Annotated in this window: 22 protein-coding genes and 2 pseudogenes; 12 read left to right on the top strand and 12 right to left on the bottom strand. The window is 58.6% G+C overall.

What is annotated here, in order from left to right; all coding sequences use genetic code 11:
* Positions 1–81: 81 nt before the first annotated feature.
* From NE852_RS32265 to NE852_RS32250, 4 genes are all read left to right on the top strand, one after another.
* Positions 82–1,299, top strand: a complete 1,218-nt coding sequence (locus NE852_RS32265) for an amino acid ABC transporter substrate-binding protein (RefSeq protein ID WP_008532858.1) — start codon at positions 82–84, stop codon at positions 1,297–1,299.
* Between the two features lie 104 nt (positions 1,300–1,403).
* Entirely contained in the window at positions 1,404–2,522 is a 1,119-nt protein-coding gene (locus NE852_RS32260) for an alcohol dehydrogenase catalytic domain-containing protein (protein WP_258157075.1), read from the top strand.
* Between the two features lie 53 nt (positions 2,523–2,575).
* Positions 2,576–3,127, top strand: a complete 552-nt coding sequence (locus NE852_RS32255; protein ID WP_008532860.1) for an NADPH-dependent FMN reductase — start codon at positions 2,576–2,578, stop codon at positions 3,125–3,127.
* Between the two features lie 10 nt (positions 3,128–3,137).
* The gene (locus NE852_RS32250) at positions 3,138–3,308 is read left to right on the top strand and encodes a hypothetical protein (protein WP_164841447.1); all 171 of its coding nucleotides are present in this window, start codon (positions 3,138–3,140) and stop codon (positions 3,306–3,308) included.
* 91 nt (positions 3,309–3,399) lie between these two features.
* Here the strand turns inward: NE852_RS32250 and NE852_RS32245 are convergent, their stop codons facing one another.
* The 4 genes from NE852_RS32245 to NE852_RS32230 form a co-directional block, all read right to left on the bottom strand.
* Positions 3,400–4,395 (bottom strand): phosphotransferase family protein, encoded by a 996-nt coding sequence (locus NE852_RS32245; RefSeq protein WP_008532861.1) that lies wholly within the window; start codon positions 4,393–4,395, stop codon positions 3,400–3,402.
* Between the two features lie 21 nt (positions 4,396–4,416).
* Positions 4,417–5,379 carry a C-terminal binding protein gene (locus tag NE852_RS32240; RefSeq protein ID WP_258157074.1) on the bottom strand — a complete coding sequence of 321 codons (963 nt, stop codon included), beginning with the start codon at positions 5,377–5,379 and terminating at the stop codon, positions 4,417–4,419.
* Positions 5,380–5,466: 87 nt separating this feature from the next.
* Complete coding sequence (ppc, locus tag NE852_RS32235; protein ID WP_258157073.1) at positions 5,467–8,220, bottom strand: phosphoenolpyruvate carboxylase; 2,754 nt, start codon at positions 8,218–8,220, stop codon at positions 5,467–5,469.
* A gap of 131 nt (positions 8,221–8,351) precedes the next feature.
* Positions 8,352–9,266 carry a LysR family transcriptional regulator gene (locus NE852_RS32230; RefSeq protein ID WP_008532873.1) on the bottom strand — a complete coding sequence of 305 codons (915 nt, stop codon included), beginning with the start codon at positions 9,264–9,266 and terminating at the stop codon, positions 8,352–8,354.
* Positions 9,267–9,382: 116 nt separating this feature from the next.
* Here NE852_RS32230 and NE852_RS32225 point away from each other — a divergent pair, with 116 nt between their 5' ends.
* The 6 genes from NE852_RS32225 to NE852_RS32200 all read left to right on the top strand — a co-directional run bounded on the left by NE852_RS32225 (position 9,383) and on the right by NE852_RS32200 (position 16,220).
* Positions 9,383–10,558, top strand: coding sequence for an acyl-CoA dehydrogenase (locus NE852_RS32225; RefSeq protein ID WP_008532874.1), 1,176 nt, complete (start codon positions 9,383–9,385; stop codon positions 10,556–10,558).
* Positions 10,559–10,617: 59 nt separating this feature from the next.
* Positions 10,618–11,505 (top strand): 3-hydroxybutyryl-CoA dehydrogenase, encoded by an 888-nt coding sequence (locus tag NE852_RS32220; RefSeq protein ID WP_008532875.1) that lies wholly within the window; start codon positions 10,618–10,620, stop codon positions 11,503–11,505.
* Between the two features lie 41 nt (positions 11,506–11,546).
* Positions 11,547–13,211 (top strand): electron transfer flavoprotein-ubiquinone oxidoreductase, encoded by a 1,665-nt coding sequence (locus tag NE852_RS32215; RefSeq protein ID WP_008532876.1) that lies wholly within the window; start codon positions 11,547–11,549, stop codon positions 13,209–13,211.
* Positions 13,212–13,257: 46 nt separating this feature from the next.
* A complete protein-coding gene (locus NE852_RS32210) occupies positions 13,258–14,403 on the top strand; it encodes a CaiB/BaiF CoA-transferase family protein (RefSeq protein ID WP_037174242.1) in 1,146 nt (381 codons plus the stop codon).
* A gap of 114 nt (positions 14,404–14,517) precedes the next feature.
* Positions 14,518–15,267 carry an electron transfer flavoprotein subunit beta/FixA family protein gene (locus tag NE852_RS32205; protein ID WP_008532878.1) on the top strand — a complete coding sequence of 250 codons (750 nt, stop codon included), beginning with the start codon at positions 14,518–14,520 and terminating at the stop codon, positions 15,265–15,267.
* 23 nt (positions 15,268–15,290) lie between these two features.
* Positions 15,291–16,220: an electron transfer flavoprotein subunit alpha/FixB family protein gene (locus tag NE852_RS32200; protein ID WP_008532880.1), complete on the top strand. Its 930-nt coding sequence runs from the start codon at positions 15,291–15,293 to the stop codon at positions 16,218–16,220.
* A 292-nt stretch (positions 16,221–16,512) separates the two neighbouring features.
* On the opposite strand, the gene NE852_RS32195 is transcribed toward NE852_RS32200, so the two are convergent.
* From NE852_RS32195 to NE852_RS32160, 8 genes and pseudogenes are all read right to left on the bottom strand, one after another.
* Positions 16,513–16,800 carry a DUF982 domain-containing protein gene (locus NE852_RS32195; RefSeq protein ID WP_008532881.1) on the bottom strand — a complete coding sequence of 96 codons (288 nt, stop codon included), beginning with the start codon at positions 16,798–16,800 and terminating at the stop codon, positions 16,513–16,515.
* A 451-nt stretch (positions 16,801–17,251) separates the two neighbouring features.
* The gene (locus tag NE852_RS32190) at positions 17,252–18,217 is read right to left on the bottom strand and encodes a nucleotidyltransferase and HEPN domain-containing protein (protein WP_008532882.1); all 966 of its coding nucleotides are present in this window, start codon (positions 18,215–18,217) and stop codon (positions 17,252–17,254) included.
* Between the two features lie 199 nt (positions 18,218–18,416).
* Positions 18,417–18,724, bottom strand: a pseudogene (locus NE852_RS32185) (epoxide hydrolase); the annotation flags it as partial.
* 119 nt (positions 18,725–18,843) lie between these two features.
* Positions 18,844–19,661: pseudogene (locus tag NE852_RS32180) on the bottom strand (N-acetyltransferase).
* A gap of 89 nt (positions 19,662–19,750) precedes the next feature.
* Positions 19,751–20,602, bottom strand: coding sequence for an alpha/beta fold hydrolase (locus NE852_RS32175; RefSeq protein WP_008532884.1), 852 nt, complete (start codon positions 20,600–20,602; stop codon positions 19,751–19,753).
* 12 nt (positions 20,603–20,614) lie between these two features.
* A complete protein-coding gene (locus NE852_RS32170; protein WP_008532885.1) occupies positions 20,615–21,085 on the bottom strand; it encodes a nuclear transport factor 2 family protein in 471 nt (156 codons plus the stop codon).
* The gene (locus NE852_RS32165) at positions 21,085–21,711 is read right to left on the bottom strand and encodes a pyridoxamine 5'-phosphate oxidase family protein (RefSeq protein WP_008532886.1); all 627 of its coding nucleotides are present in this window, start codon (positions 21,709–21,711) and stop codon (positions 21,085–21,087) included. The genes NE852_RS32170 and NE852_RS32165 overlap by 1 nt, the downstream gene beginning before the upstream one ends.
* Positions 21,712–21,810: 99 nt before the next feature.
* Positions 21,811–22,785, bottom strand: coding sequence for an alpha/beta fold hydrolase (locus tag NE852_RS32160; protein WP_008532888.1), 975 nt, complete (start codon positions 22,783–22,785; stop codon positions 21,811–21,813).
* Between the two features lie 410 nt (positions 22,786–23,195).
* Between NE852_RS32160 and NE852_RS32155 the strand changes: the two genes are divergently transcribed.
* Both NE852_RS32155 and NE852_RS32150 read left to right on the top strand, forming a co-directional pair.
* Complete coding sequence (locus tag NE852_RS32155) at positions 23,196–25,106, top strand: PAS domain S-box protein (protein ID WP_008532891.1); 1,911 nt, start codon at positions 23,196–23,198, stop codon at positions 25,104–25,106.
* Complete coding sequence (locus NE852_RS32150) at positions 25,096–25,719, top strand: response regulator transcription factor (RefSeq protein WP_008532893.1); 624 nt, start codon at positions 25,096–25,098, stop codon at positions 25,717–25,719. The genes NE852_RS32155 and NE852_RS32150 overlap by 11 nt, the downstream gene beginning before the upstream one ends.
* The last annotated feature ends 60 nt before the right edge of the window (positions 25,720–25,779 follow it).

Raw genomic sequence — 25,779 nt, 5'->3', positions numbered from 1 at the left:
TCGCATCGCGGATGGCAGGAGACTGGCGCGCTACGACAGGCGTGAGCGCGGTGATGTGCTGGAAGCACTTGGGAGGATGAGATGAGTGCCAATTCCATTTTACTGAATAGACGTGCATTTCTCGGGTCTGCCGCCGCCGTGGCAGCGTTCAGTTCGATGCCGAGGGCTTTTGCGCAAGCGGGCCCGATCCGCGTCGGCGGGACGCTGCCGTTGACAGGTCCGCTGGCGGGCGTCGGCGCAATCCATAAGCTCGCGGCAGAGGTGTTCGTCGAGCAGATCAACGCCAAAGGCGGAATTCTCGGCCGAAAAATAGAGTTCGTCCTTCTCGACGACCAATCGCTGCCCGCCAATGCTCGAACGCTCTATGAGCGCCTGGTGACGGCCGATAAGGTCGACCTGCTGATGGGGCCGTATGGCACATCCTCGATTATCGCAGCGATGGGCGTCGCCGCCCGGTTCAAGAAGATGCTTGTTCAAAGCAGCCTGGGGGACCCGAGTCTCGCACCGTATCCGCTGCAGTTCCCATCGCTTCCGATCGGGGCCGAGCCGCAGTTGACCGACACCGAGGTCGTTCTCGATGCCTATGCCAGCCTGCCGACCCCTCCGAAGACGATCGCATTCATCACCAGCAAATTCCCGTCGGCTCTGACGATCGCCAAGGGCGGCCAGCAAGTCGCCGAGAAGCGTGGCATCAAGAACGTGCTGGAGCTTGAATACGAATTCGGCACCAAGGATTTCGGCGCCATCGCCAACCGCATCAAAGCGGCTGATCCGGATCTGTTGTGGTCCGGTGCGATCGGCATGGAGGCCGTGCAGCTTCTCGATGCCATGAGCCGGATCGAATACCAGCCAAGGAACCAATTCTACTTGTTCCCGGCACCCGGCCCGACCGCAGCGCACCCCAAAGCGAACAGCTTAACCTCGCTCACCTGGTTTGAAGAGCACGAGCCGTTCCTCAAAAATCACGGCGCTCAGGAGTTCGTAACCGCTTATGACAGCAAGGCGATGGCGGCGGGCTTTCCCTATCCGCACGCCGAGTATCAGGCCGCTGTCGAATATGCTGCGTGGCAAATCCTTACAGCGGCAGCAGAGGGAGCAGGCAAGCTGGACGATGCCGCAATGGCTGCGTGGCTGCGCGCAAATTCCGTCGAGACGGTCGTTGGGCCAAGGACTTTCGACGGCAAGTTTAATGCCGGGAAGCCATCGACAAAACTCAAGCAGGTTCAAGGAAAGGATTGGGTGACTGTCTGGCCTGCGGACTTCCGACCGGCCGGCAAGGAGTTCCTGGCCGCCCTCTGACGAAACCGCTCGGCGCTGCCGCGCACCCTGTCTGAAACTGAAAAATACATTCGGTCGGGCACGGTCCGACCGATGTCCCTATGGAGGAGTTAATGGTTAAAACTATGATCGCCGCCCGGCTGCATGCTCTGCATCAGCCGATGTCGTTGGATGAAATTCCGGTTCCCGCGCCCCGGCCCAACGACGTCCTGGTGCAGGTCAGGGCCTGCGGTATCGTGCCCAACATGGCCAACGTCATCAACAATTGGCCGACCTGGTTCCCCCACCAGCCGCTGCCGAAGTTTCCGGCAGTGTTCGGCCTGGACCCGGCCGGCGTCGTCGCCGAAGTCGGCGAGGCGGTCACCAATGTCAAAATTGGCGATCGTGTCTATGTCAGCCCTCTCAGATCCTGCGGTTCCTGCAAGGCGTGCCGGTCGGGCAACCGCAGCCAATGCCGCTACTACACCCTGAACGGCTACTTCAGCACCAGCCGCGATGGTCAAAGAATCTTTGATCTTTATCCCTATGGCGGCTTCAGCCAGTACATGACGGCCCCGGAATATTCACTCGTATGCCTGCCGGATAATCTTAGCTTCGAACAGGCAGGTCGCTTCGGTTACCTCGGGACATCCTATGGCGCGCTGAAGAATGCGCAGGCCGGACCCGGCCAGGTCTGCCTCATCGACGGGATCACCGGTACGCTCGGCGTCGCGGCCACCAAACTTGCCCTTGCAATGGGTCTCTCCAAGATTCTGGGCACCGGCAGAAATAAGGAACTGATGGATCGCATAAAGGCCATCGCTCCCGATCGCATTGACACGATCATGCTCGGCGAAGGCTCGACGGGAGAATGGGCGAAGGCCCAGACCGGCGGCGAGGGAGTCGATTTCGTTATCAGTGCGCTGGGTGCCAGAGCCCCCGCCGCGACCGTGGTCGACTCGATGCGCGGCGTGCGCCGAGGCGGCCGTGTGGTTGTCGTTGGTGGCGTCGCGGAAGATGTTCCGGTCGACGTAAAGTGGCTGATGGACGAACAGGTTCAGCTCATCGGCTCGAACTGGTTCAGCGCTGCCCAGGGGCAGGAAATGGCCGACATGGTCCGCACCGGGGTGCTCGACCTTTCGTATCTCGAGCACAAGATCTACCCGCTCGAGCGCGTGAACGAAGCCATTTCAGGGATTGGCGAGCGCGATGGCGGCTTCAGCAATTACGTGGTCGTTCCGCCGATCCCTGCCTCCTATCAGTAACAATGACCGGCGCCGGCGATAGCCGGCGCCTTCCTCACGCGAGAAGAGAGAACATGTCCAAGAAAGATATCGCGGTCCTGGTCGGAAGCCTTCGTCAGGCTTCGATCAACCTGAAGCTCGCCCGTGCAATGCAGAAAGTGGCGCCTGATCAACTGAACCTGGAAATCGTACCGATCGGCGATCTTCCGCTCTATAATCAGGACTTGGAGACGGACACGCCGCCTGCGGAGTGGACGTCCTTTCGCGAGCGCATCAAGGCTTGCGACGGCGCGATCTTCGTGACGCCGGAATACAATAGATCCGTACCCGCGGTCTTGAAGAATGCGATCGAAATCGGTTCCCGGCCGTTCGGCAAAAGCGTGTGGGATCACAAACCCGGTGCGGTGGCCGGGGCTTCTCCGGGTCTCATTGGCGCTGCCGCTGCAGCACTTCAGCTCAGGGTTATCCTGACCAACATCAATGTGCCGACCATGCCGCAGCCTGAAGTTTACCTCAGCACGGCCGACAAATTGGTCGGTGATCACGGCATATTCCTCAACGAAGGAACCCAGAAGTTTATCGAGAGCTTCCTGGTTGCATTCGAAAGCTGGGTCGCTCGGTTCTGAGCTGAGGCAGATGCAACGTCTCATCGCCATCGCGGAAAACAGCGCGATGGCTTTTGCGCTCTCATTCACTAAGGCTCATCTGACAGACGAAATCCAGCGGGCGTATCCTGGTCGGCCGGCCGATGCGACGCGCGATCACGGCTTTGAGAATGTTATCCTCGGCTTTGCAGTGATGCCATGAATTCGCGCTTCTGACCCATTCCATAAGGACCCGCGGCAGTCGGGGGTAGTAGCGGCAAAGAATATTCCGCTGCCTGGCGGCGTGGGGTCCGTTATGGAAACCAGGCTTGTGCCACGTCAACGAGCTTTTGCCGAGGCGACACGATCAGCGGGATGGCGACTTTGCGGACAGTTTCGCGCTGACATTCGTCGGTGATATATTCGACGGGCGATTTGCCGTCGATCCGGGCGAGGAGGAGGGCGGGCAGCAAGCCTGCGGCCCGCGCCTCGAGGGCGTCCCGATCCTCCCAGTCGACCTGATCCATGTAGGCTGCCGTCAAAGCTGCGAAGGACGATGCGAGCTCGGATGCCGCCTTTCCAATAACGATCTTCTTCAACAACAGATGGTTGAGGCAGAAGGCCAGGTCGAAGGCCGGATCGCCGAACCAGGCGCATTCGGCATCCAGGAACACGGGGCCGTTCTTCCCCAGCAGAATGTTCTTCGGGCTGACGTCGCCGTGGACCAGCGCCAGCTTGGTTTCGGCCGTGCGCCGAACCAGTTCTGCAAGACGATCACCGACGAAAGGGTGTTTGGCGGCAGTCGCCACCAGGTATGGCTCAAGCCGGAGAGCGTAGAAGTTCGGTCCGGAGTCGAACTTTTCCGGCAACCCTGATGTCCGGGCACTGACGGAATGGATCTGTCCCATCCGCTGGCCCGTTGCCTCTGCCGCCTTTCGGTCAACGCTCCCGTGAAGCAGCTTGGTCTTCCAGAGTGGGTACTCGTCGCCGGCGAGAAACTCCATTGCGAAAACACCGGACGACGCGTCGTGCGCGAGAGGCTTCGGAACGGCGGAAGGAAAATGCTGCGCGACGAAGGAAATCCAGTTCCATTCGTAGACATTTCTCGACACCGGCGCCTGCCAATCGGCAGTGACCTTAAGCTTGGGAAGTGCGCGTTTCACACAGATAAGCCGGCCGGGAAGCTCCACACGGTAGATATCCGAGGAAACACCCCCCGTCAGGGGCTTGTAGATCGCTTCCTCGGAAGCGCTCTTCAAACCGCTCTTCAGCAAGAAATCGTCGAAAGTCGTCGTCTCGGCTACAGACATGAATAGAGTGTCCTTGCGGCGTTAGCGGCGGGGGCTGTTGCGGGCTTGTTCAGGCATCTCTCCGGAGAGAACCCGGACGACCTCCTCTGCTGCCCGGCGGCGCAGCTCGATCAGCGAAGCATCCGAGGAGAAGGCGACATGCGGGGTGATCATCGCGCCGGGGTGAGCGATCAGCTCCGGTGGAACGTGTGGTTCATCCTCGAGCACATCCAGGCCGACCCCGCTCAGAATGCCGGAGTCCAAGCCTTCGATCACAGCGGCAGTATCGACGACGCCGCCTCGGCTGACGTTGATCAGCAGGCTTCCACGACGCATCCTAGAGATGGCGTCCTTGTTGATCAGATGGCGCGTCGCAGGTGAAAGCGGCGCGTGGATAATGATGATATCGCTCCTGGCCAGAAGCGTGTCGAACTCGGCAAGCTCCACATCGGCAGGGACATTCGAGGCATAAGGATCGTGTGCAACCACCCGGCATCCGAGCGCCTGCATTTTTGCCGCCGTCGCGCGACCGATGCGACCAAAGCCGACGATGCCGCAGGTCAACTCCGAAAGCCTGCGGAGATTTGCCGAAGCGGGATCCCAGCGTCCTTGACGAACGTCGCGATCAAAGTGGATCAGGCCACGAGCCCAGGCAATTGCAAAACCGACGGCATGGTCGGACACTTCTGCAACGCAATAGTCGGGAACGTTCGTGACCCAAATTCCCCGCTCCGTCGCCGCATCGACAGCGATATTGTCAAGGCCGACTCCGAGGCGAGCGACGATCTTGAGATTGGGAGACGCAGCGATTGCCGTCTCGCTGACCTGAGCCCAGCAGGTCAGGATCGCGTCCGGCCGATGCTCTGCCGCCAAAGCGTCGATCTCGGCAGAGGGCGAGGGTTCGGCAGGGCCGCTGACGAGGGTGAAACCGGCCCTCTCGATCACCTCGCGCTCCACCTTGTCATCCGGCCAGGCATAGTCCGTCAACAGCACGGTCCGTGTCATGATTTCCTCCCAGTTGTGCAAACGTTAGCGCAATGTTTTCGCCGAGGTCAAGAAAAATAGGCTTAGGCCATCCGTATTGGCGCTTTGCTACCCGCTGTTTCGCAGCCCCGCGGCAATGCCATTGATGGTCAGATGCAGCGCCTCTTCCGTGTCCTGGTCGCGTTCGCCGGCACGGTGGCGGCGAAGAAGGTCGATCTGCATGTGGTTCAGCGGATCGAGGCAGGGAAAGCGATGATGGATCGACTGTTTCAGCGCCGGATTGTTCTCCAGCAGCGAAGCCTGATCCGTGATGCCGTAGAGTGCGGCCGTCGTCGCTTCCCATTCGTCTCTTATGCGCGCGAAGATTTTCTCATGGCCGGGAGCGTCGGGGGCAAGGTCCACGTACCGTGCCGCGATCGCCATGTTGGTTTTGGCCAGCACCATCTCCATGTTCGCAATCAGCGTCTGGAAGAAAGGCCAGTCCCGATACATCCTTTGAAGGGTTTGCAATCCATCGGGATGTCTGGCCAGCCACTGTCTGACGGCCGAGCCAAATCCAAACCAGCCCGGCAACATGATGCGGCTCTGCGACCAGCCGAACACCCAGGGTATCGCACGAAGATCTTCGATGCGGCGTGACGAACTGCGTGAGGCTGGGCGGCTGCCAATATTCAGCTTGGCGATTTCGCCAATGATCGTGGCTTCCCAGAAAAACTGTTCAAACCCCTCGGTCTCATAAACCAGAGAGCGATAGGCGGCAAAAGCCAGGGCGGACAGTTCCTCCATGGCGTCAAAAAATTTGGGATCCTGCTCTTGTGCGTCGGAAGGCAGCAAGGACGCTTCCAGCGTCGCGGCGATAAGAAGCTCGAGATTTCGGCGGCCGAGTGCCGGGTTGGAATATTTCGCCGCAATGACTTCACCTTGCTCCGTCAGCCGGATCGATCCGGCAACCGCGCCAGGGGGCAGGGCGGTGATGGCTTCATAGCTTGGGCCGCCGCCGCGGCCGACGGAACCGCCGCGGCCGTGAAACAGGCTGAGGCGAATGCCTTCACGCTCGAAGAGCTGAATGAAGGCCATCTCAGCCTTATAAAGCTCCCATCCCGAGGTCAGATAACCGCCATCCTTGTTGCTGTCGGAATAGCCGAGCATGATTTCCTGTTTGCCGCCGAGTGCCCTCAGGTATGCCCGATAGGTTTCGATGGCCAAAACCGTCTGCATACCGTCATGCGACCGGCGAAGATCCGAGATTGTCTCGAAAAGCGGTATGATGTTGACTGACGCCGCTTCTGGCTCATCGGGCCGGAACAGCCCCGCCTCCCGGAACAGGACCATGACCTCCAGAAGGTCGGAAGGGCTTGCCGCCTTCGAGATGATGTAATTCGGGATGCTGGCGCGGCCATAGTGCTTATGGGCTTCGGCGGCTCCACGCAGAACGGAAAGCTCCGAGGTCGTCTCGGCCGAATAGGTCTTGAGCGGTGTAACCAGCAACTGGGAAGACCGGAGTTCGTCGGTGAGCAGGCGGATCCGCTCGCTCTCGGCGAGCGCCTCATAACCTGTGCCGGGGCGCACGTTCTCGAAAAGCTCATGAACGACTCGCTGATGAACCTCGGAATTCTGTCTCAAGTCGAGGCTGACGAGATGAAAGCCGAAGACGCCTACGGCGCGCTGGAGGCTGCGCAGTTTTCCAGCGGCGATCTTTTCTGCACCATTGGCTTTCAGGGATTTGCTGATTGTCGCCAGGTCTTCGGCGAATTCTGTGGGGCTCTGGTAGCAGGGGGCGGCCGCTACCGGTTCGCGAACCAGCTCCGTGCTGCCGAATATGCGGGCCGTGGCCGCCAGGCGAGCATAGATACCCGAGATCGCCAGGCGATATGGCTCGTGCCGGCGCTGCTGCGATCGATCGGGAGAGTCGGTCGCGAGGCGCCGAAGGTCCCGTGAGACCTTCACATACCGATCATCCAAGGAAAGTTCCGCTCCGAGGCTGTGCAGTTCGCCGAGATAGAAAGAAAAAACCCTCTCACTCTGCAGCCGGAGCGCCTCCCTCAGGGTCTCGCCGTTGACATAGGGGTTGCCATCGCGGTCGCCGCCGATCCACGAACCCATGCGCAGGAACGGCGGCAGCGCCTCTTGACCGAAGCTCCAAGGCGAAGCTCGAAGCTGATTTTCGAGAGCTTCATAAACTTCCGGGATAACGCGAAAAATGGTGCTGTCGTAATAGGACAAGCCATTGAGGATTTCATCCACGACCTGCAGTCGCCGACCTCGCAAGCTATTCGTTTGCCAAAGCGTCGTCGTCGCTCTTTCCAAGTCCTCCCGATATCGATCTGCCTCGTGCGCGGTCAGGCTGGCCTGATCGAGCCGGGTCAAGCATCGGGCAAGCTCCTGCTCGATATCGATAATGCTCTTTCGTCGGACCTCGGTCGGGTGCGCTGTGAAAACAGGCGAGACGACCGCTTCAAACAGCAGCTTGCGGATATCTTCCGCTTCGACCCCTGCGGCGGCGAGAACGGAAAGCGATCTGGCAATGGTTCCCGGCATGGCAGCTTCGGCATTGGCTGTGCTGAAGCGCTGCTCTCTGGCCTGGTAAGCGTCTTCGGCGATGTTCACGAGCTGGGAAAACTGGCTGAACGCGCGGATCACGCGCTTGAGGGTGCGGGGAGGCATGTCTGCGCAGAAGGGGGCGAGCTTCTCGTTCAGGCGGGGGCTGGTCTTTCTGCGGCCGGTCACCGAAAGGGCCCGGACCTGTTCTACGATCTCACGGACCTCCCTGCCGTCGCTTGCTTCAATGGCGTCGCACAACAGGCGGCCGAGCAGCCGAACATCCTTCACCAGGGCCCTGGCCGTGAGACGCCTTCCCGGCATGCCTGCTTTTCTCACCTGAAGGTCCAATTGCGTATCCCTCATGCTAACGTTAGCATAAAACTGGCAGGATTTGGCTGAAGAGTCAAGGACGCTTGCAATCGAACATCAGCGAGCGGTCGAATAGGCCCGGATTAGCCCGCAGCGCCTTTCTGGTAAAGCGCCACCTCTTCCAGCAGCCATGCGCGGAACGCCGCGACAGGACGAAAGTCCTTCCTGCTGAATGGCGCGACCGCATAGTAGGCGCTGGGGCTTTTGACCTGATGCGGAAAGGCTTGGACGAGCTGGCCATTCGCAAGCTCGGAGTCGATGAGGAAAAGCGGCATCAATGCGAGCCCCAGTCCGGCAATGCAGGCCTGGGCCACGTTGCTGAACTGTTCGAACCGCATGGCCTGCGATGGGGTGCCGCTGATCTCGAGGCTCTCGAAAAAATGGCCCCAGGCCCCCGGACGGGACGCCATCTGCAGTAGCGGCAGGCGAAGCAGATCTTCGGCCTTCAAGATCGGATGCGAACTGAGAAAAGACGGGGACGCGACCGGTGCCACCATCTCCTCCATGAGAAATGTGCTTTCCGCCCCTGGCCAGTCAGGCTGGCCGATATAGATTGCCATATCGATGTCGTCGCGGTCGAAATCGAACAATCCTATGCGGGTCGCGAAGTTCAATGTGATCTCCGGATGTCTTGCGACAAACTGCGGAATGCGCGGCATCAGCCAGCGTGTGCCGAATGTTGGCAAGATCGCCAGGTTGAGCTGATCGTTATGCTGTTTTGTCATGGCGTGCAGTGAGGCGGAACGGATTTCCGCGAGAGCGCTGGCAATAGCCCGCGCATAATCGGCGCCGGCCTCCGTGAGAATTACACCACGGCTGGTGCGCTCGAAGAGTAGAACGCCCAGCTGTTCTTCCAGGGCGGCGATCTGCCGGCTGATGGCACCCTGCGTCAGGGAAAGCTCCTCGGCCGCGGCAGAGAAGGTGCTGAGCCGCGCGACGGAATCGAAAGCGGCGAGAGCGGAGGTCGAGGGAAGGAGCCGTCGCGAGAGGTTTGCCATAGGCTATTACTACAGCTCATAGGCCGATGAGTAAACCTCGCTTTCCCGATGACGGAAAACCGGCTTTCATTTCATCAAATCGAACTGCCAAAAACCTCAACGGGAGGATAACGATCTTGGCCTTTTCTTGGAATGACCCTTTTCTGCTCGATGACCAGCTGACCGAGGATGAACGGATGATCCGCGAGTCCGCTGCGGCTTTCGCACAATCCGAACTCTTGCCGCGCGTCCACGACGCCTATCTCGAGGAAACGACCGATCCGGAGCTGTTCAGGTTGATGGGGCAGACCGGCCTTCTCGGTGTAACGCTGCCAGAAGAGTACGGGGCCGCGAACGCATCCTACGTCGCTTATGGCCTTGTAGCTCGCGAGGTCGAACGTATCGACTCCGGATATCGCTCAATGATGAGCGTGCAATCCTCACTGGTCATCTACCCGATCTTCGCCTACGGCTCTGACGAGCAGAAGAAGAAGTATCTGCCGGGCCTCGTCTCGGGTGAGCTGATCGGCTGTTTCGGCCTGACCGAGCCTGATGCCGGCTCCGACCCCAGCAGTATGAAAACCCGCGCCGAGAAGATCGAGGGCGGCTACCGACTGCGCGGCTCGAAGATGTGGATCTCGAACTCGCCGATTGCGGATGTTTTCGTCGTCTGGGCAAAATCTGAGGCTCACAACAACGACATACGCGGCTTCGTTCTAGAAAAGGGCATGAAGGGCCTTTCGGCTCCGAAGATCGGCGGCAAGCTTTCGCTGCGTGCCTCGATCACGGGCGAAATCGTGATGGACGGCGTCGAAATCACCGAGGATGCGCTCTTGCCCGGCGTTTCCGGTCTCAAGGGGCCGTTTGGCTGTCTCAATCGGGCTCGCTACGGCATCTCCTGGGGCGTCATGGGAGCGGCCGAGGACTGCTGGTTCCGCGCTCGTCAATATGGTCTGGACCGTAAGCAGTTCGGCAAACCCCTTGCAGGGATGCAACTTTATCAAAAGAAGCTCGCTGATATGATGACCGACATCACGCTCGGACTGCAAGGTTCGCTTCGCGTTGGCCGCCTGATGGATGAGCACAAGATGGCCCCGGAGATGGTCTCGCTCGTCAAGCGCAACAATTGCGGGAGGGCGCTGGATATCGCGCGGCAGGCCCGGGATATGCATGGCGGCAACGGCATTCAGATCGAATACCATGTCATGCGCCACGCCCAGAACTTGGAAACGGTCAACACATATGAAGGCACCCACGACGTCCACGCCCTGATCCTTGGCCGGGCTCAGACGGGCCTCCAGGCGTTCTTCTAATTCCCCATAAACTGTTTGGCAGAGATCGTCCTTCAATCTCCGGATCAACGAGAGGCAGCATGCCTATAGCGAATAAGATATCTACCGTCGCCGTCATCGGCGCCGGCCAGATGGGGACTGGCATCGCGGAAGTCGTGGCGAAACACGGGTACGAGGCAATGGTCTACGACCTCGATGGCAATCGAGTGCGAGCGAGCATCGAAGCAAGTGCCGGATATTTCGAACGGCAGGTCGAATCCGGCAAAATGCCGGGCGAGGCGGCTGCGCAAGCGATCTCCCGAATAAAGGGAGCGTTCTCACTCTCGGATCTGGCGAGCGCCGATTTGGTCGTCGAAGCGGTCAGCGAGAATGAAGACGTCAAGAGAAAGGTCTTCACGGGCGTCTGCCCCGTCCTGAAGCCCGAGGCGATCGTGGCGACGAACACATCGTCGCTTTCCATAACGCGGCTCGCCGCGTCGACCGACAGGCCCCATCGTTTCATAGGGATACACTTTATGAATCCGGTACCGGTTATGAAGCTGGTCGAGCTGGTTCGCGGCATCGGTACGGATCAGGAGACGTTTGCTATAGCGAGGGATTTCGCCGAATCCATCGGCAAAACCGTCACCGTCTCCGAGGATTTTCCGGCTTTCATCGTAAACCGCGTCCTCATCCCCATGATCAACGAAGCGATCTACACGCTCTATGAGGGTGTCGGAAACGTTGAAGCCATAGACACCGGCATGAAACTCGGCGCCAATCATCCGATGGGGCCGCTCGAACTGGCCGACTTCATCGGTTTGGACACATGCCTTTCCATCATGCAGGTCCTTCACGAAGGGCTGGCCGATAGCAAATACCGTCCGTGCCCGCTGCTGGTCAAATATGTCGAGGCCGGCTGGCTCGGGCGCAAGGCGCAACGCGGGTTCTATGACTACAGCTACACGCCGGCTCGGCCAACTCGCTGATCCCATCGCATTCCAACATCGAGACTTGTCAGGCATTTATCATGACCGAAGAACACGCAGACGAGAGCCGCGAAAGCATGGAATTCGACGTGGTGATCGTCGGCGCCGGCCCGGCCGGTCTTTCGGCGGCGATCCGGCTGAAGCAGGTCAATCCGGAGCTTTCGGTCGTCGTGCTCGAAAAGGGCTCGGAAGTCGGCGCCCACATCCTCTCCGGCGCCGTCGTCGACCCGATCGGCATCGACCGGCTGTTGCCCGATTGGCGTGAAGACAGTGACCATCCCTTCAAGACCGAGGTCACATCAGACCACTTCCTGCTGCTCGGGCCGGCCGGCTCGATCCGGCTGCCGAATGTGCTGATGCCGCCGCTGATGAACAATCACGGCAACTACATCGTCTCGCTCGGGCTCGTCTGTCGTTGGCTGGCAACGAAGGCCGAAGAACTCGGTGTCGAGATCTATCCGGGCTTTGCCGCCACCGAGGTGCTCTACAATGACGAAGGTGCGGTGATCGGTGTTGCCACCGGCGACATGGGGATCGAGAAGAATGGCGAACCCGGCCCGAACTATACCCGCGGCATGGAATTGCTCGGCAAATATGTGCTGATCGGCGAGGGCGTGCGCGGCTCGCTCGCCAAGCAACTGATCGCCAAGTTCGATCTGCAAAAGGATGCCGAACCACAAAAGTTCGGCATCGGCATCAAGGAACTCTGGCAGGTCAAGCCCGAGAACCACCGTCTCGGCCTGGTGCAGCACTCCTTCGGCTGGCCGCTCGGCATGAAGACGGGCGGCGGCTCCTTCCTCTATCACCTCGAAGACAATCTGGTCGCCGTCGGCTTCGTCGTCCATCTCAATTACAAGAACCCCTATCTCTATCCCTTCGAGGAATTCCAGCGCTTCAAGACCCATCCAGCGATCCGCGGGACCTTCGAGGGCGGCAAGCGGCTCTCCTATGGGGCGCGTGCCATCACCGAGGGCGGTTACCAGTCGGTGCCGAAGCTGTCCTTCCCCGGCGGCGCGCTGATCGGCTGTTCGGCCGGTCTCGTCAACGTGCCGCGCATCAAGGGCAGCCACAATGCGGTGCTGTCGGGCATGCTGGCGGCCGAGAAGGTCGCTGCCGCAATCGCAGCCGGCCGCAGCCATGACGAGGTGGCCGAGATCGAAAACGAATGGCGCAAGGGCGATATCGGCAAGGACCTGAAGCGGGTGCGCAACGTCAAGCCGCTGTGGTCAAAGTTCGGCACGGCGCTCGGCGTGGCGCTCGGTGGTCTCGACATGTGGACCAATACGCTGCTCGGCTTCTCGTTCTTCGGCACGCTTGGTCACGGCAAGACCGATGCGCAGTCGCTGGAGCCGGCCGCAAACCATAAGCCGATCGCCTATCCGAAGCCGGATGGCGTGCTCACCTTCGACCGGCTGTCCTCGGTGTTCCTGTCGAACACCAATCACGAGGAGGACCAGCCGGTGCATCTTCAGGTCAAGGACATGGGTCTGCAGAAACGTTCGGAGCACGATATCTATGCCGGCCCGTCGACGCGCTACTGTCCGGCCGGGGTCTACGAATGGGTGGAGAAGGACGGGCAGGACACCTTCGTCATCAACGCCCAGAACTGCGTGCACTGCAAGACCTGCGACATCAAGGACCCCAATCAGAACATCAACTGGGTGCCGCCGCAGGGCGGCGAGGGACCGGTTTATCCGAATATGTAGGACAGGATGTTGGTCCGCGGGCATGGGAATGATGAAGGAGTTACCGATGCAATTTCCGCTTGAAGGCGTTCGAGTCGTGGAACTGGCGCGCATCCTGGCCGGTCCATGGGCTGGACAGACACTTGCCGACCTGGGAGCAACCATCATCAAGGTGGAAAGCCCGGAGGGCGACGATACGCGCCGCTGGGGACCCCCCTTCATCAGGGATGGCGATGATGTCGCTGCAGCCTACTTCCATAGCTGCAATCGGGGAAAACTGAGCATAACGGCGGATTTCAACTCAGCGGAAGACGTCGAAAAGCTCCGCGCCCTGATCGCGAACGCGGACGTCGTCATCGAGAACTTCAAGGTCGGCGGGCTGAAGAAGTTCGGTCTCGATTACGAGAGCCTGAAGGCGATCAATCCAAGACTGATTTATTGCTCAATTACCGGCTTTGGCCAAACCGGCCCATATGCCGGTCGTGCAGGATATGATTTCATCGTCCAGGGCATGGCGGGCATCATGGATTTGACCGGTGAGCCTGATCGGGAGCCGCAGAAAATCGGCGTCGCGTTCGCCGATATCTTCACGGGACTCTACTCAGTCATTGCGATCCAAGCCGCGCTGATCCTCAGAAGTACGACCGGTGAGGGACAGCATATAGATATGGCCCTTTTGGACAGCGCGGTGGGCGTGCTGGCTAATCAGGCGATGAATTTCCTGGCCTCCGGAAAGACGCCGACGAGGCTTGGCAATGCGCATCCCAACATCGCGCCGTACCAAGTATTTCCGGTATTTGACGGCAACATTATTATCGCGTGCGGGAACGACGCTCAGTTTGCACGGCTATGCGATATCCTGCGGCTATCCGGTGTGGCAGATGACGTCCGTTTCAAGTCGAATGCGGGAAGAGTTCGCCATCGAGAGGCGCTGACATCGGTCATGGAAGCACAGACGAAACTGTTCAAACGGACGGATTTGCTAGCCGACCTAGCGCGCGTGGGGGTTCCGGCCGGACCGATCAACACTGTGGAAGACGTTTTCGCGGATCCGCAAGTCGCGCATCGAGGAATGTCGATCATAAATGACGGAATTGCAGGCATCCGGACACCAATCATCTTCTCTGGAACTGCGCTTACCTCCCACAGGAGATCGCCCAAGTTGGGTGAGCACAATGGCACGGTTCCGTTTGATTGGTCATCGAAGACCTAGCTCGGCGAATGCGTGTTGAATATCGACGTGAGATGCCTGCGCCATAAGCCCGCCGCGGCGCAGTAGGCAGCTTTGTCGGCACAGCTAACACATTGGCAAAGATGGAGATAGGCCATGAAGATTCTCGTGCCCGTCAAGCGCGTCGTCGACTACAACGTGAAGATCCGGGTGAAGCCGGATGGTTCCGGTGTCGAGCTTGCCAATGTGAAGATGTCGATGAACCCGTTCGACGAGATCTCGGTGGAAGAGGCGCTGCGGCTGAAGGAGGCCGGCAAGGCCGGGGAAGTGGTGGTGGTGTCGATCGGCCCGGCCAAGGCCGAGGAGACGCTGCGCACCGCGCTCGCCATGGGTGCCGACCGGGCGATCCTGGTCGAGACCGAGGATGCCGTCGAGCCGCTCACTGTGGCCAAGATCCTTAAAGGCGTGGCCGATGCCGAACAGCCGGGTCTGATCATCGTCGGCAAGCAGGCGATCGACGACGATTCCAACCAGACCGGCCAGATGCTGGCGGCCCTGCTCGGTTCGGCGCAGGCGACCTTCGCCTCGAAGATCGAGATCGGTGATGGAAAAGCGACCGTCACCCGCGAGGTCGATGGCGGCCTGCAGACGATCGAGATCAAGCTGCCGGCGGTGATCACCTCGGATCTGCGTTTGAACGAACCGCGTTATGCCTCGCTGCCGAACATCATGAAGGCGAAGAAGAAGCCGCTCGACAAGAAGAGCCCTGCTGACTTCGGCGTCTCCACCACACCGCGGCTGAAGGTGCTGAAGACCGAGGAGCCGTCCGGCCGCAAGGCCGGCGTCAAGGTCAAGTCGGTCGCCGAGCTGGTCGATAAATTGAAGAACGAAGCCGGCGTGCTTTAAGGCAGGAAAGAGAGAACACCATCATGACCATTCTTCTTCTGGCCGACCACGACAATGTCAGCCTTTCCGACCAGACCGCCAAGGCGCTGACGGCCGCAAGCCAGATCGGCTCCGATATTCATATTCTCGTCGCCGGCAAGGGCGCCAAGGCTGCGGCCGATGCGGCGGCCAAACTCGCCGGCGTTTCGAAGGTACTGCTGGCCGAAAGCGACGAACTCGCCAACAATCTCGCCGAGCCGCTGGCCGACCTGATCGTCTCGCTTTCTGCCGGCTACGACACGATCATCTCGGCCGCCACTTCGGTCGGCAAGAACGTGCTGCCGCGTGTGGCTGCCCTGCTCGATGTCGCCCAGGTCTCCGAGATCATCGAAGTTGTCAGCCCCGACACCTTCAAGCGGCCGATCTATGCCGGCAATGCCATTCAGACGGTGCAGGCAAGTGATGCCAGGAAGGTCATCACCGTGCGCACCGCCTCGTTTGCCTCGGCATCTGAAGGCGGCTCTGCCTCCGTCGAGGTGATCCCGGCGGCTTCCGATCCTGGCCTGTCGACTTTCATCAAGGATGCGCTGTCGGCTTCCGACCGTCCGGAACTGACCTCTGCCAAGATCATTCTCTCCGGCGGCCGGGCGCTGGGCTCGGCGGAGAAGTTCAAGGAAGTCATCCTGCCGCTTGCCGACAAGCTCGGTGCTGCCGTCGGCGCCAGCCGTGCGGCTGTCGATGCCGGTTATGCGCCGAACGACTGGCAGGTCGGCCAGACCGGCAAGGTGGTTGCGCCCGATCTCTATATCGCCGCTGGCATCTCCGGCGCCATCCAGCATCTGGCCGGCATGAAGGATTCGAAGGTGATCGTCGCCATCAACAAGGACGAGGAGGCGCCGATCTTCCAGGTTGCCGACTACGGTCTGGTCGCCGATCTGTTCGAAGCTCTGCCGGAACTGGAAAAGGCGCTCTAAGCGAGGGGACTGAACGTGGCGCGCGCGGTGGGACGTCCAATCAAACGAGGGGTAGACCTTCTCCCGAACCAGATCGACAATCTAACCCGATGTGTCGGCGGCTCGGGGTGTTTCAAGGCGAGAAAGCCAGCACAGCAATCTTAGTTATTCTCAGCACGAGCCGCAAGCCGACCCCGGCGAGCGCGCGAGCTTTTGGCGCCGCGGCTGACCGGGACCACTGGGTCTCAAGCCAGTGGCAAATGGGCGTAAGAACAACCCGCCAATGTTCGAAGGCAGACTTGAGCATGATGGCTCAGCATTTCCAAAGGAGTTCTCGTCGGTGAACGACGGTTAGCGCGGCGATACCTGCCTCATTGGCCGCACGCAAAAAAATTTGGCGAAATTGCTCCGGAGCAATCTGGCCGCTGATCGCATCGACGCAGGCCTTCACTGCGCTGACGTATTCCTCGCCGTCATCCGAAGGCCAGTTCTTAATCAGGATATGCGCTGCGTCGCCGAGCGTGCACACCACCTTGTGGGCTGGTCGGCCGCGCAGGGCAAGCCCGACTGGCGTGAAGGTCGACGATGTGTTCCAGTTCATTGCTCTTGACCCCTCACGGCATGGATGCGCAATCCCAAGTGGACTAAGCGCGTGCGAAAAGCCTCCTGCGGCAGCTCCGATGATCAGCTAAGGGGCGTGAACAGCGCCGACCTCCTAACCCCTCTCCGGATTTCCGGCCAAGATTGTTATAACGCGTGTACGGTGCGCGAAAAGCGACCCAAAAGAATTAGGTCGCCCGCGCATTACAGGTCTCCTCGACGATCGACTTCGTGACCTGGAGATATCGGTCTAGCTGTCAGTCCACAGCCGTTTCGGCCGATTGGGCAGCTCCTATGTCGCTGGCACAGCGTGAGCTTTCAAGGTCAGCCCGCTTGTTGCTATGGTGTTCACGTTCCGGGCCAAAAAGATCGCATAATGGATCGAACGGAACTGGCCGGGCAGCGAGCAAAGAAGATAAGTGTTGGCAGGGACATCGCTACTTACAAGGTGGTTACGGTTCGATCCGTTCAAGGTGATCAATTTTCCCCTCAAGCATCGCCAGATGTTCGGAGCACACCGTCTCGACCAGCTCAAGCAATGAAGAAGTTTGCATTGAAAGCCAGTTGAGAGCCTCCTCGCTGATTTCGTAATGCTTTGAGTACCGTGCCTTGACATAGGCCTCGTTCAGCGTGTTGAACCAGGCGCGCTCACGATGCTGATCCCTGGGAAATGCCTCAGCAAGACGCCGATCCTGTTCCTCGGCAAGCGAGCGGAGGAATTTGATGTTGTGGGAAGGCGGGCCGTAGTTAGTGAGGGTGAGGAGAACACAGGCGTAGGCCTGTTCCAGAGTCTGATGCAAATCGAATGCTGCCACATCAAAATTGCCTCTGCTGATATGAAAAGCGGCGCCTTCTGAAAACTGTTTAAGTAGCCTCGCGCGACTTTCAAAATGGCCTTTCGCAATCCTCAATCGATCCCCTGGCGAGAGCGGTTGAGGCTCCGCAAGCGGCTCGTCATCCAGTTCGTAGAGTACGATGCCTTCCCTCCGGATATCGGAGAAGAAGTATTGCCCTTCCTTGAGGTAGGTGTTCACCTCGCGCCTGGAGTGGACGATGAAACTCACGGGCGTTTCGATCGACTTGTCGTGGATAAGCCGGTCAGCGGCCTTGTACCAGTACTCGGCGAACTCGCAGAGCTTGCGGTTGTTGACGATGATCAAGAGATCGAAATCAGAGCGATATCCCTTCATCGTAAAAGGTTCATCCACCCAGCCACCCTTGGCGTAGGAGCCGAACAGAATGATCTTGAGGATCCTGCCGCGCTTCTTGAATTCTGCCGTACCATCCTTCAACGCGTCCTCGAATTCCTCGTGGAGAATTTCCAGAACGCGGCCAATCTCGCGCTGCTTGCGAAGTGGCATGTGGTTGAGGGATGATTTCATCATGAAGAGCAATGATCGCGGGCGGGTGGAAAACATTATGAAAAATTCAGATCAGGCTCGATTCTACACTTGTTACCTCAAACCACAACCGTAAATGGCCTAATGATGCGCCGTAGACAGAGCGAGTCGACGGCTCCAGCCGCTTCAAGGTGGTCAGCGCGCGATGCCCACAAGCCCAGCCGAGCGAACGGATTTGCGCGCTCGGCGTGCCGGCGGACGTATCGCGGCCAGGGAGTCAGATCGACTTGCGAAGCGGCTTGAAAGCTGCGCGCAGATCGGCCTTGAAAAGTGCCGGCTGTTCCCAGGCTGCGAAGTGACCACCCTTGGGGGCCGGTTATAGAAGATCAGCTTAGGGTAGGCCTTCTCGACCCAGCTCTTCGGCGCTTGGTAAATCTCGTCGGGGAAAGCACTGACCGCGACCGGTGTCTTGATGCCACGGGGATCGAAGAAGCCACCCGACGGAAAGTGCACATTGTCCCAATAGAGGCGCGCTGACGACATCGCGGTATCGGTCAACCAGTAGAGCGTGACGTTGTCGAGGATATGCAGGCGGATCCGGAAGAGGACAATGTTCTCTCCGAGTTCGAAGCCCTCATCCGGCAAGCGCGGCAACTGGAAAGAAAGCAACAACTCGAGACGCAGACCTCGGTCTCTGACGTCCCTTATGACGCATCCGAAAACCGGTAGTTCATCCTTGTGTAAATCTGTTCGAAACCAGTCGCGATGAGATTGGCGTGAGAGATATTCGGGTCGTTTGCCGTCGGTTGCGCAGTTTCGACGACAAATGACTTAACTCCCCGAATGGCACCCTCGTTCAGGCGCGCGGCGATGAGCGCCTTCTGCGCTCCGCGATTGCGAAACTCGGGAACCGTTGCGCCACCACCAAGCCATGCCCAGCCATTTGACGCATACATCGCGCCGGTCGCAATCGCTTTTCCTTCCAGCTCGGCAAAGAAAGAGGTCCAGCCTTCCTTGCCGACGATTGCCGACCAAAGTGGCGTCAGGTTCGCTGGAAAGCTAAATCCGGCGCACATCATTGATCCGAAAAGCTCGGCTTCGGCGACATTGACCTGTCGGTGGTGATATCTCCAACGTGGGGAAGTGGAACGGTAGGAGCCGCTCGTCGTAGCTTTGCCCAGCCATTCCCCTCGGGGAAAAGACTATTTTCCCTTATCCAATCGCGCGTCCGTGGAGGAACGGCGTCAGGGTCTATTTGCAAGTAGCGGCGGCCTGCCTTCTTGCTCATCCACGCGTAGGCGGCGTCGAGGTCATCGGGTTCTGCAATGCCGAGGATACGATTGAGACCGATGGCGGGCGCACTGGGCAGCGATATTGCGCAGCCTGCACCCAATTGCATGCAGCAAAACTGGGCCTGGTCTACGAGCGTCTGGGATGCGATCATGAACAGATCGACAAATGCTTTCGCTTCGATGACATCTTCTTCCGGCACAGCGGGACGCGATGCTGACGGGCGTTCCATGGCGGTGTCCTTGAACTATCTTGAAGCCAAACAGACATCACCGCGGCCAGACCGGCCACGGGACAAGGAGGCTGGAGCTGCGGGCGGAGTTAGTGCAGGAAATTTACAATCGCGGTGGCGGTGGCAGACGAATGCGTTTCCAAGGCAAAATGGCCCGTATCAAGGAAACGAACCTCGGCATTTGGGAGATCCCGTTTGAAGGCTTCTGCGCCGGCGGGCAGAAAGAACGGGTCCTTGTCGCCCCAGATTGCCAGGAATCTTGGCTTGTACTGGCGAAAATACGCCTGGAACCTCGGATACATCGCCACGTTGCTCGCGTAATCGAGCGCAACGTCGAGCTGGATTTCTTCGGCATCCGGGCGCGCCATGTAGAAAGCATCAAGCCAATAGCCATCGGGTGACACGTCCGACAAATCCGAAACGCCATGCTCGTACTGCCAGCGGATGGCGGCGGGTTTCATGATCTCGCGCAGGGCGTCTCGGTTGGCGTCCGTCGGCTCGGACCAGTATCGCCTGATCGGGTTCCAGACGTCGCTCAATCCTTCTTCGTAGGCATTGCCATTCTGGGAAATGATGGCCGTTATGCGTTCCGGATACATCATTGCAACGCGGAAGCCGATGGGCGCTCCTATATCGAAAGCGTAGAGGGCAAACCGTTCGATGCCCATGACCTCGGTAAACCTCTGGATGACGCGGGCGAGATTGTCGAAAGTGTAGGAGAAGTTCGCGCGTGCGGGCGCTTCCGATTGGCCGAAACCTGGTATGTCGGGCGCGATAAGGTGAAATCGATCGGCGAGCTGCGGAATGAGATCTCGAAACATGTGGCTTGAAGACGGAAACCCGTGCAGTAGCAACAGCGTCGGTTTCGTCGGATCGCCCGCCTCGCGATAGAATATTTCGTGACCGTCGATATCGACACAGTGATAGGTTGCGCTTCTCATCTTGTCCTCGCTTTAAAAGCCGAAATCGCTGAGACCGGCGTGGTCGTCCGGCCGCCGGCCGAGCGGCCAATGAAACCGGCGATCCTGGCTCTGGATTGGTGCGTCGTTGATGGAGGCGAAACGCTTTCGCATGAGGCCATCGGCCTCAAATTCCCAGTTCTCGTTGCCATAAGACCGAAACCAGTTTCCGCTGTCGTCGTGCCATTCATAGGCAAAGCGAACCGCGATACAGTTGTCGGTAAAGGCCCAAAGCTCCTTGATCAGCCTGTATTCGAGCTCGCGTTGCCATTTCCGGGTGAGAAAGCCGACGATCGCTGCGCGGCCGGTTATGAATTCGGAACGGTTGCGCCATTGGCTGTCAGGGGTATAAGCAAGCGCTACCCTTTCGGGGTTCCGGCTATTCCAGCCATCCTCGGCGAGCCGCACCTTTTCCGTTGCGGAGGCGATCGAAAAAGGTGGCAGAGGCGGTCTTGTCGTGTCCATCATTGCTCTCCAAGTTCCTTCAGCCGAGCACGCAGTTCTGCATTCTTCGCTTCCAGTTGCGCGAGGCGCTCACGTAACGGCGTTACCGCTGTCTCAACTTCCAGCTCGGTGTACCGAGGTATGATATGCTGAGGGCAGTTCCAATCGAACGCTTGCAGCCGAAGCCGGAAAATTCGCTCCGCCTTTGCCCGGTAGCCGGCGTCGAAAACAAGCTCTGTCAGAGCCGGGTCGGAATCGAGTGTCAGCTTCTCGACATGCATGTAAATCTTGAGACGCGCTCGCCGTGGGTAATCCACCAAAAAGAGACAGGCCCGGTCGTTTGCCGCAAAGTTTCCGGTGCTGATGTACTGGCGGTTCCCCCTGTAATCGGCGAAGGCCAGGGTTTTCCGGTCGACGGCTTTCAAAAAGCCCTGCGGCCCGCCACGGTGCTGCACATAAGGCCAGCCGGTTTCCGAGACGGATGCAATGTAGAAGCTGTCTCGTGCCGAGATGAAGGCAAGTTCGCTTTCGGTGAAACTATCGGACTCGCGATGGTGATCACCCAGCCAGATCTGATCCGCCCCCATCTCGGCCTGTGCCAGCCGTACATTCGGCGTGATTGCAACTTCCAAAAAATGGTACGGCATCGGCGATCTCCAAAATCCGGAATATTTGTCTCGCTATGCGGCGGTGCGACCATGGTTTGGCGGACCCTCGGTCGCACCGCCAGCGACCATGCATGATGGTCATTTCTTTGCGATGTTGCGATCAAGAAAATCGTTGATAAGAGGAGCGGCGACGTCCAGCTTTTCTTCGAGCAGGAAGTGACCCGAGTTCAGGATATGGACCTCGGCATCCGGAAGATCTTTGAGATAAGGATGAGCGCCGGCCTCGGGAAAGATATAATCGTTCTTGCCCCAGACGATCAGCGTGGGTGGTTTGCGCTCGCGAAAGAAGCTTTGAAAGTCAGGGTAGAGCGGCACGTTGGTGCGGTAGTCATACAACATATCGAGCTGTATGTCCTTGTTGCCCGGACGGTCGAGGAGAGCCTGATCGTGAACCCAGTTGTCGGGGCTGATGCGTGACACGTCTTCCATGCCGTCGGTATACTGGAATTTGGTCGTTTCAAGGGTAACGAGGCCGGAAAGCGCCTCGCGGCTCTTGTCTGATCCGTCGGACCAGTAGGTCTTGATCGGGTCCCAGAATTCCTTGAGCCCTTCCTCGTAGGCGTTGCCGTTCTGGATGATCAGACCGCTGACCCGTTCCGGATGTTTCAGCGCCAGACGATAGCCGACGGGCGCGCCGTAATCCATGACGTACATCGCGTAGCTTTTGGCGTCCAAATGAGCCATCAGTTTATCCACGATGTCGGCGGCTCCGGCAAACGTATAGGCATACGTGCTGCGATCGGGAGAGGCGCTTTGCCCGTAACCCGGATAGTCCGGCGCGATGACGTGGTACCGGTCTGCCAGAAGCGGGATCAGATTCCGGAACATATGGGAGGACGTCGGAAAACCATGGAGCAGCAACACGACCGGAGCGTCGGCTGGGCCGGCTTCCCGGTAGAAGATATCGAGGCCGTCGATCTTTGCGGTCCGGTAGTGAATGGGAACCGGAGCTTTGCGGTCTTCCGTTGTGGCTTGTGCGGGAACCGCTGATACCACTGTTGCGGCGGTTATGCTGGCGGTCGCCAGCATCAGGCATATGATCAAACTGCGCATGATGGTCTCCCAATAATCGAGATGAAACAAAGTGGCTTCGAATAGGGGGCTGAGTCTGGCCGTTAAGACCGCACTTCAGCCCTCGCGATAGGCAATGTCAGGCCGTCGCCTCCGGTCAGGGGGGTGCGGCAACATGGAATTTCGATGCACGTAAATGTTGTTTGAACGCAACGGTGGACCAGCCGACGTCGCGGTTCATCAAGGGCTTCGATGTTTAGGAGTAAGCGGGTTTGTAATCGCTCTCAATTGCGATCTAGGTCACGCGCAACTAGACGAAGGCATTGCAGGCATAGACCTTGGTATATCGATTTGTCCTTACGTAACGTACGGAAATCCCCTAATTATTTCCCGCGGACGATAGTAAAGTCGGGCCTTTTGGGTCCCGTCTCAAGCTCTGCACGGAGAGTGTTGTGGATATAGAGCCGGAAACCGATCCCATTATCGACCTGATCCCCGCAATGGTGTGGTCGGCAACAGCGGGTGGCATGCTCGATTTCGCCAATCAGCACTTTCTCGACTTCATCGGAGCGCCGCTTGAGGAAATCTCCGGAGAGAGGTTTTATGGGATATTCCATCCCGACGACACGTCACATCTCGCTTCGGAATGGCATAAGATCATGGCCTCGAAGAATGCGAGGGAGGTTGAGGGGAGGCTCAGGCGCGCAGACGGCCAATATCGTTGGTGCACGCTTCGGCAAAAGCCACGGCTCGATGCTGAAGGAAATGTCGTGAGATGGTATGGCGTGGTCCTCGACATCGAGGACCGCAAACAGGCCGAAAACGCATTGAAAGAGACAAAGACTGCACTTGCAGCCAGCGAAGAGAACCTCAGCCTCATCATCAATTCCCTGCCTGTCCTCGTATGGTCGGCACGACCGGATGGCAGCGCCGATTTCGTCAATCAAAGCTGGTTGGATTATGCAGGCCGTCCTGCCGACCAGATCCTCGAGTGGGGTTTTCTGGACCTTTATCATCCTGACGATATTCCGGGCATGGTCGACATCTGGAAGAGAGACCTTGAGCATTCCGACCAAACGGTTCTGAAGGGGCGTATTCGCGGAGCAGACGGCAACTACCGCTGGTTCTATTTCTCAGGCCGCAAGCTGGTTGATGCCAACGGCGTTGTGCGATGGTTCGGCTGCAATATCGACATCGAGGATTTGCAATCCGCAGAGAATGCTCTTCGAGAAAGCGAAGCCGCGCTCAGGGAAAGCGAACACAAGCTCAGCCTTATCATCAACACGATACCTGCGATGGCTTGGTCTTGCACCTCGGATGGTCGGCTTGAATATTTTAATCGAAACTTGATCGATTATGTCGGTCTACCTTTCGAAGAGATCGTCGGCTTCGGTTTCTATCGCATGTTTCATCCTGATGATGTCGAGCCGATGCGCATGGCTTGGGACGATATCGTTGCCTCAAAAATAAGTCGTCCGGTAGACGCCCGCATCAGACGCGCCGATGGCGAATATCGCTGGTTTAACCTTCGACAATGCCCCCTCCTGGATTCAGATGGAAATGTCGTGCGATGGTACGGCGTCGTCGTCGATATCGAGGATCGCAAGCGAGCTGAGGAGTCCTTGCGACAAAGCCAGAGTGATCTGGCGCATGTGACGCGAATGACAGCCGCTGGTGAGCTCGCCGTTTCGATTGCCCATGAGGTTAATCAGCCGCTGATGGCAATCGTCACGAACGCGGGCACATGCCTGCGCTGGCTCCAACCGGGACATACTGATATCGATCAGGCTCGGCTGGCTGCTGAGAGGATTGTCAAGGATGGTCATCGGGCCGGCGACATTATCACGAGTATCAGAGCCATGGCTCAGAAGTCACCGGCCCGGATGGAGCAAACCGACTTGAAGAGCGCCTTGCGTGATGTTCTTGACCTTTTGAGAGAGGAACTCCGCCACCGGGAGATCGAGATCGATCTCGATCTCCCGGAAAGGTCTCTTGAGGTTTTTGGAGATCGAACCCAGTTGCAACAGGTCGTTTTGAATCTGGTCATGAACAGCGCCGAAGCAATGGCTGCTTCTCCAAGGGAAAGGCGTATCGGCATCAGGTGCGCAGGGGACGAGCAGAAAATTTTGAGCGTGAGTGTTTCGGACACGGGGCCCGGTGTTTCACCCGACGAGTTGGACAGGGTTTTCGAAGCATTCTACAGCACGAAGGGCGACGGTATCGGAATGGGCTTGTCGATATGCCGTTCAATCGTCGAAGCGCATGGTGGCCGCATTTGGGCTTCAGCGGTGGAGAACGGGGGCGGGGGCCTGTTCACGTTCACCTTGCCAATGGCGGAGGGCGCTGTCGTCTATGATAGATGATCGCAAGAGGGGGCGACCCACAGTTATTGTTATTGATGACGACGAAAGCGTCCGCGACGCTTTGAGAGGATTGTTCGAGTCTGTCGGACTCGTCGCGGGAACGCATGGCTCGGTGGCAGAGTTCCTTGCAGCGGATGATCCTGAGCGTGCGGGCTGCATTGTTCTGGATATCCGCTTGCCGGGCCAAAGCGGCCTCGAGTTTCAAGAGGCGTTAGCAAAAAGCCGGCACCCAAGGTCAGTGGTGCTGATCAGCGCTCATGTCGATGTGGCGATGGCTGTCCGCGCCATGAAAGCGGGAGCTATCGATGTCCTTACCAAGCCAGTACGCGAGCAGGACCTGCTCGAAGCCGTAAACCGCGCTTTGGCAAGTGATAGCGCTCGACGCGAAGAGGCAAATCAAACGGCTGCATTTCGCCTAAGGTATTCCAAACTTACCGAGCGTGAGCGGCAGATTATGACTTTGGTTGTCGCCGGGAAGCTGAACAAGCAAATTGCGGCTGAGGTTCAGCTCGCTGAGGCCACCGTGAAGCTTCACCGCGGTCACATGATGCGAAAAATGCACGCATCGTCAGTTGCAGATTTGGTGAGGATCGCCAGCATTCTGGAGGACTGAAAGCAGCTATTTGGAGGAAACGTGACTCGATCAATGCAAGAGCTGAAATCCTTACATCGG

The organism is Rhizobium sp. Pop5 (assembly GCF_024721175.1).
GTDB lineage: Bacteria > Pseudomonadota > Alphaproteobacteria > Rhizobiales > Rhizobiaceae > Rhizobium.
Note: the sequence above shows the minus strand (reverse complement) of the source record. Positions and strands in the feature narration are given on the sequence as shown.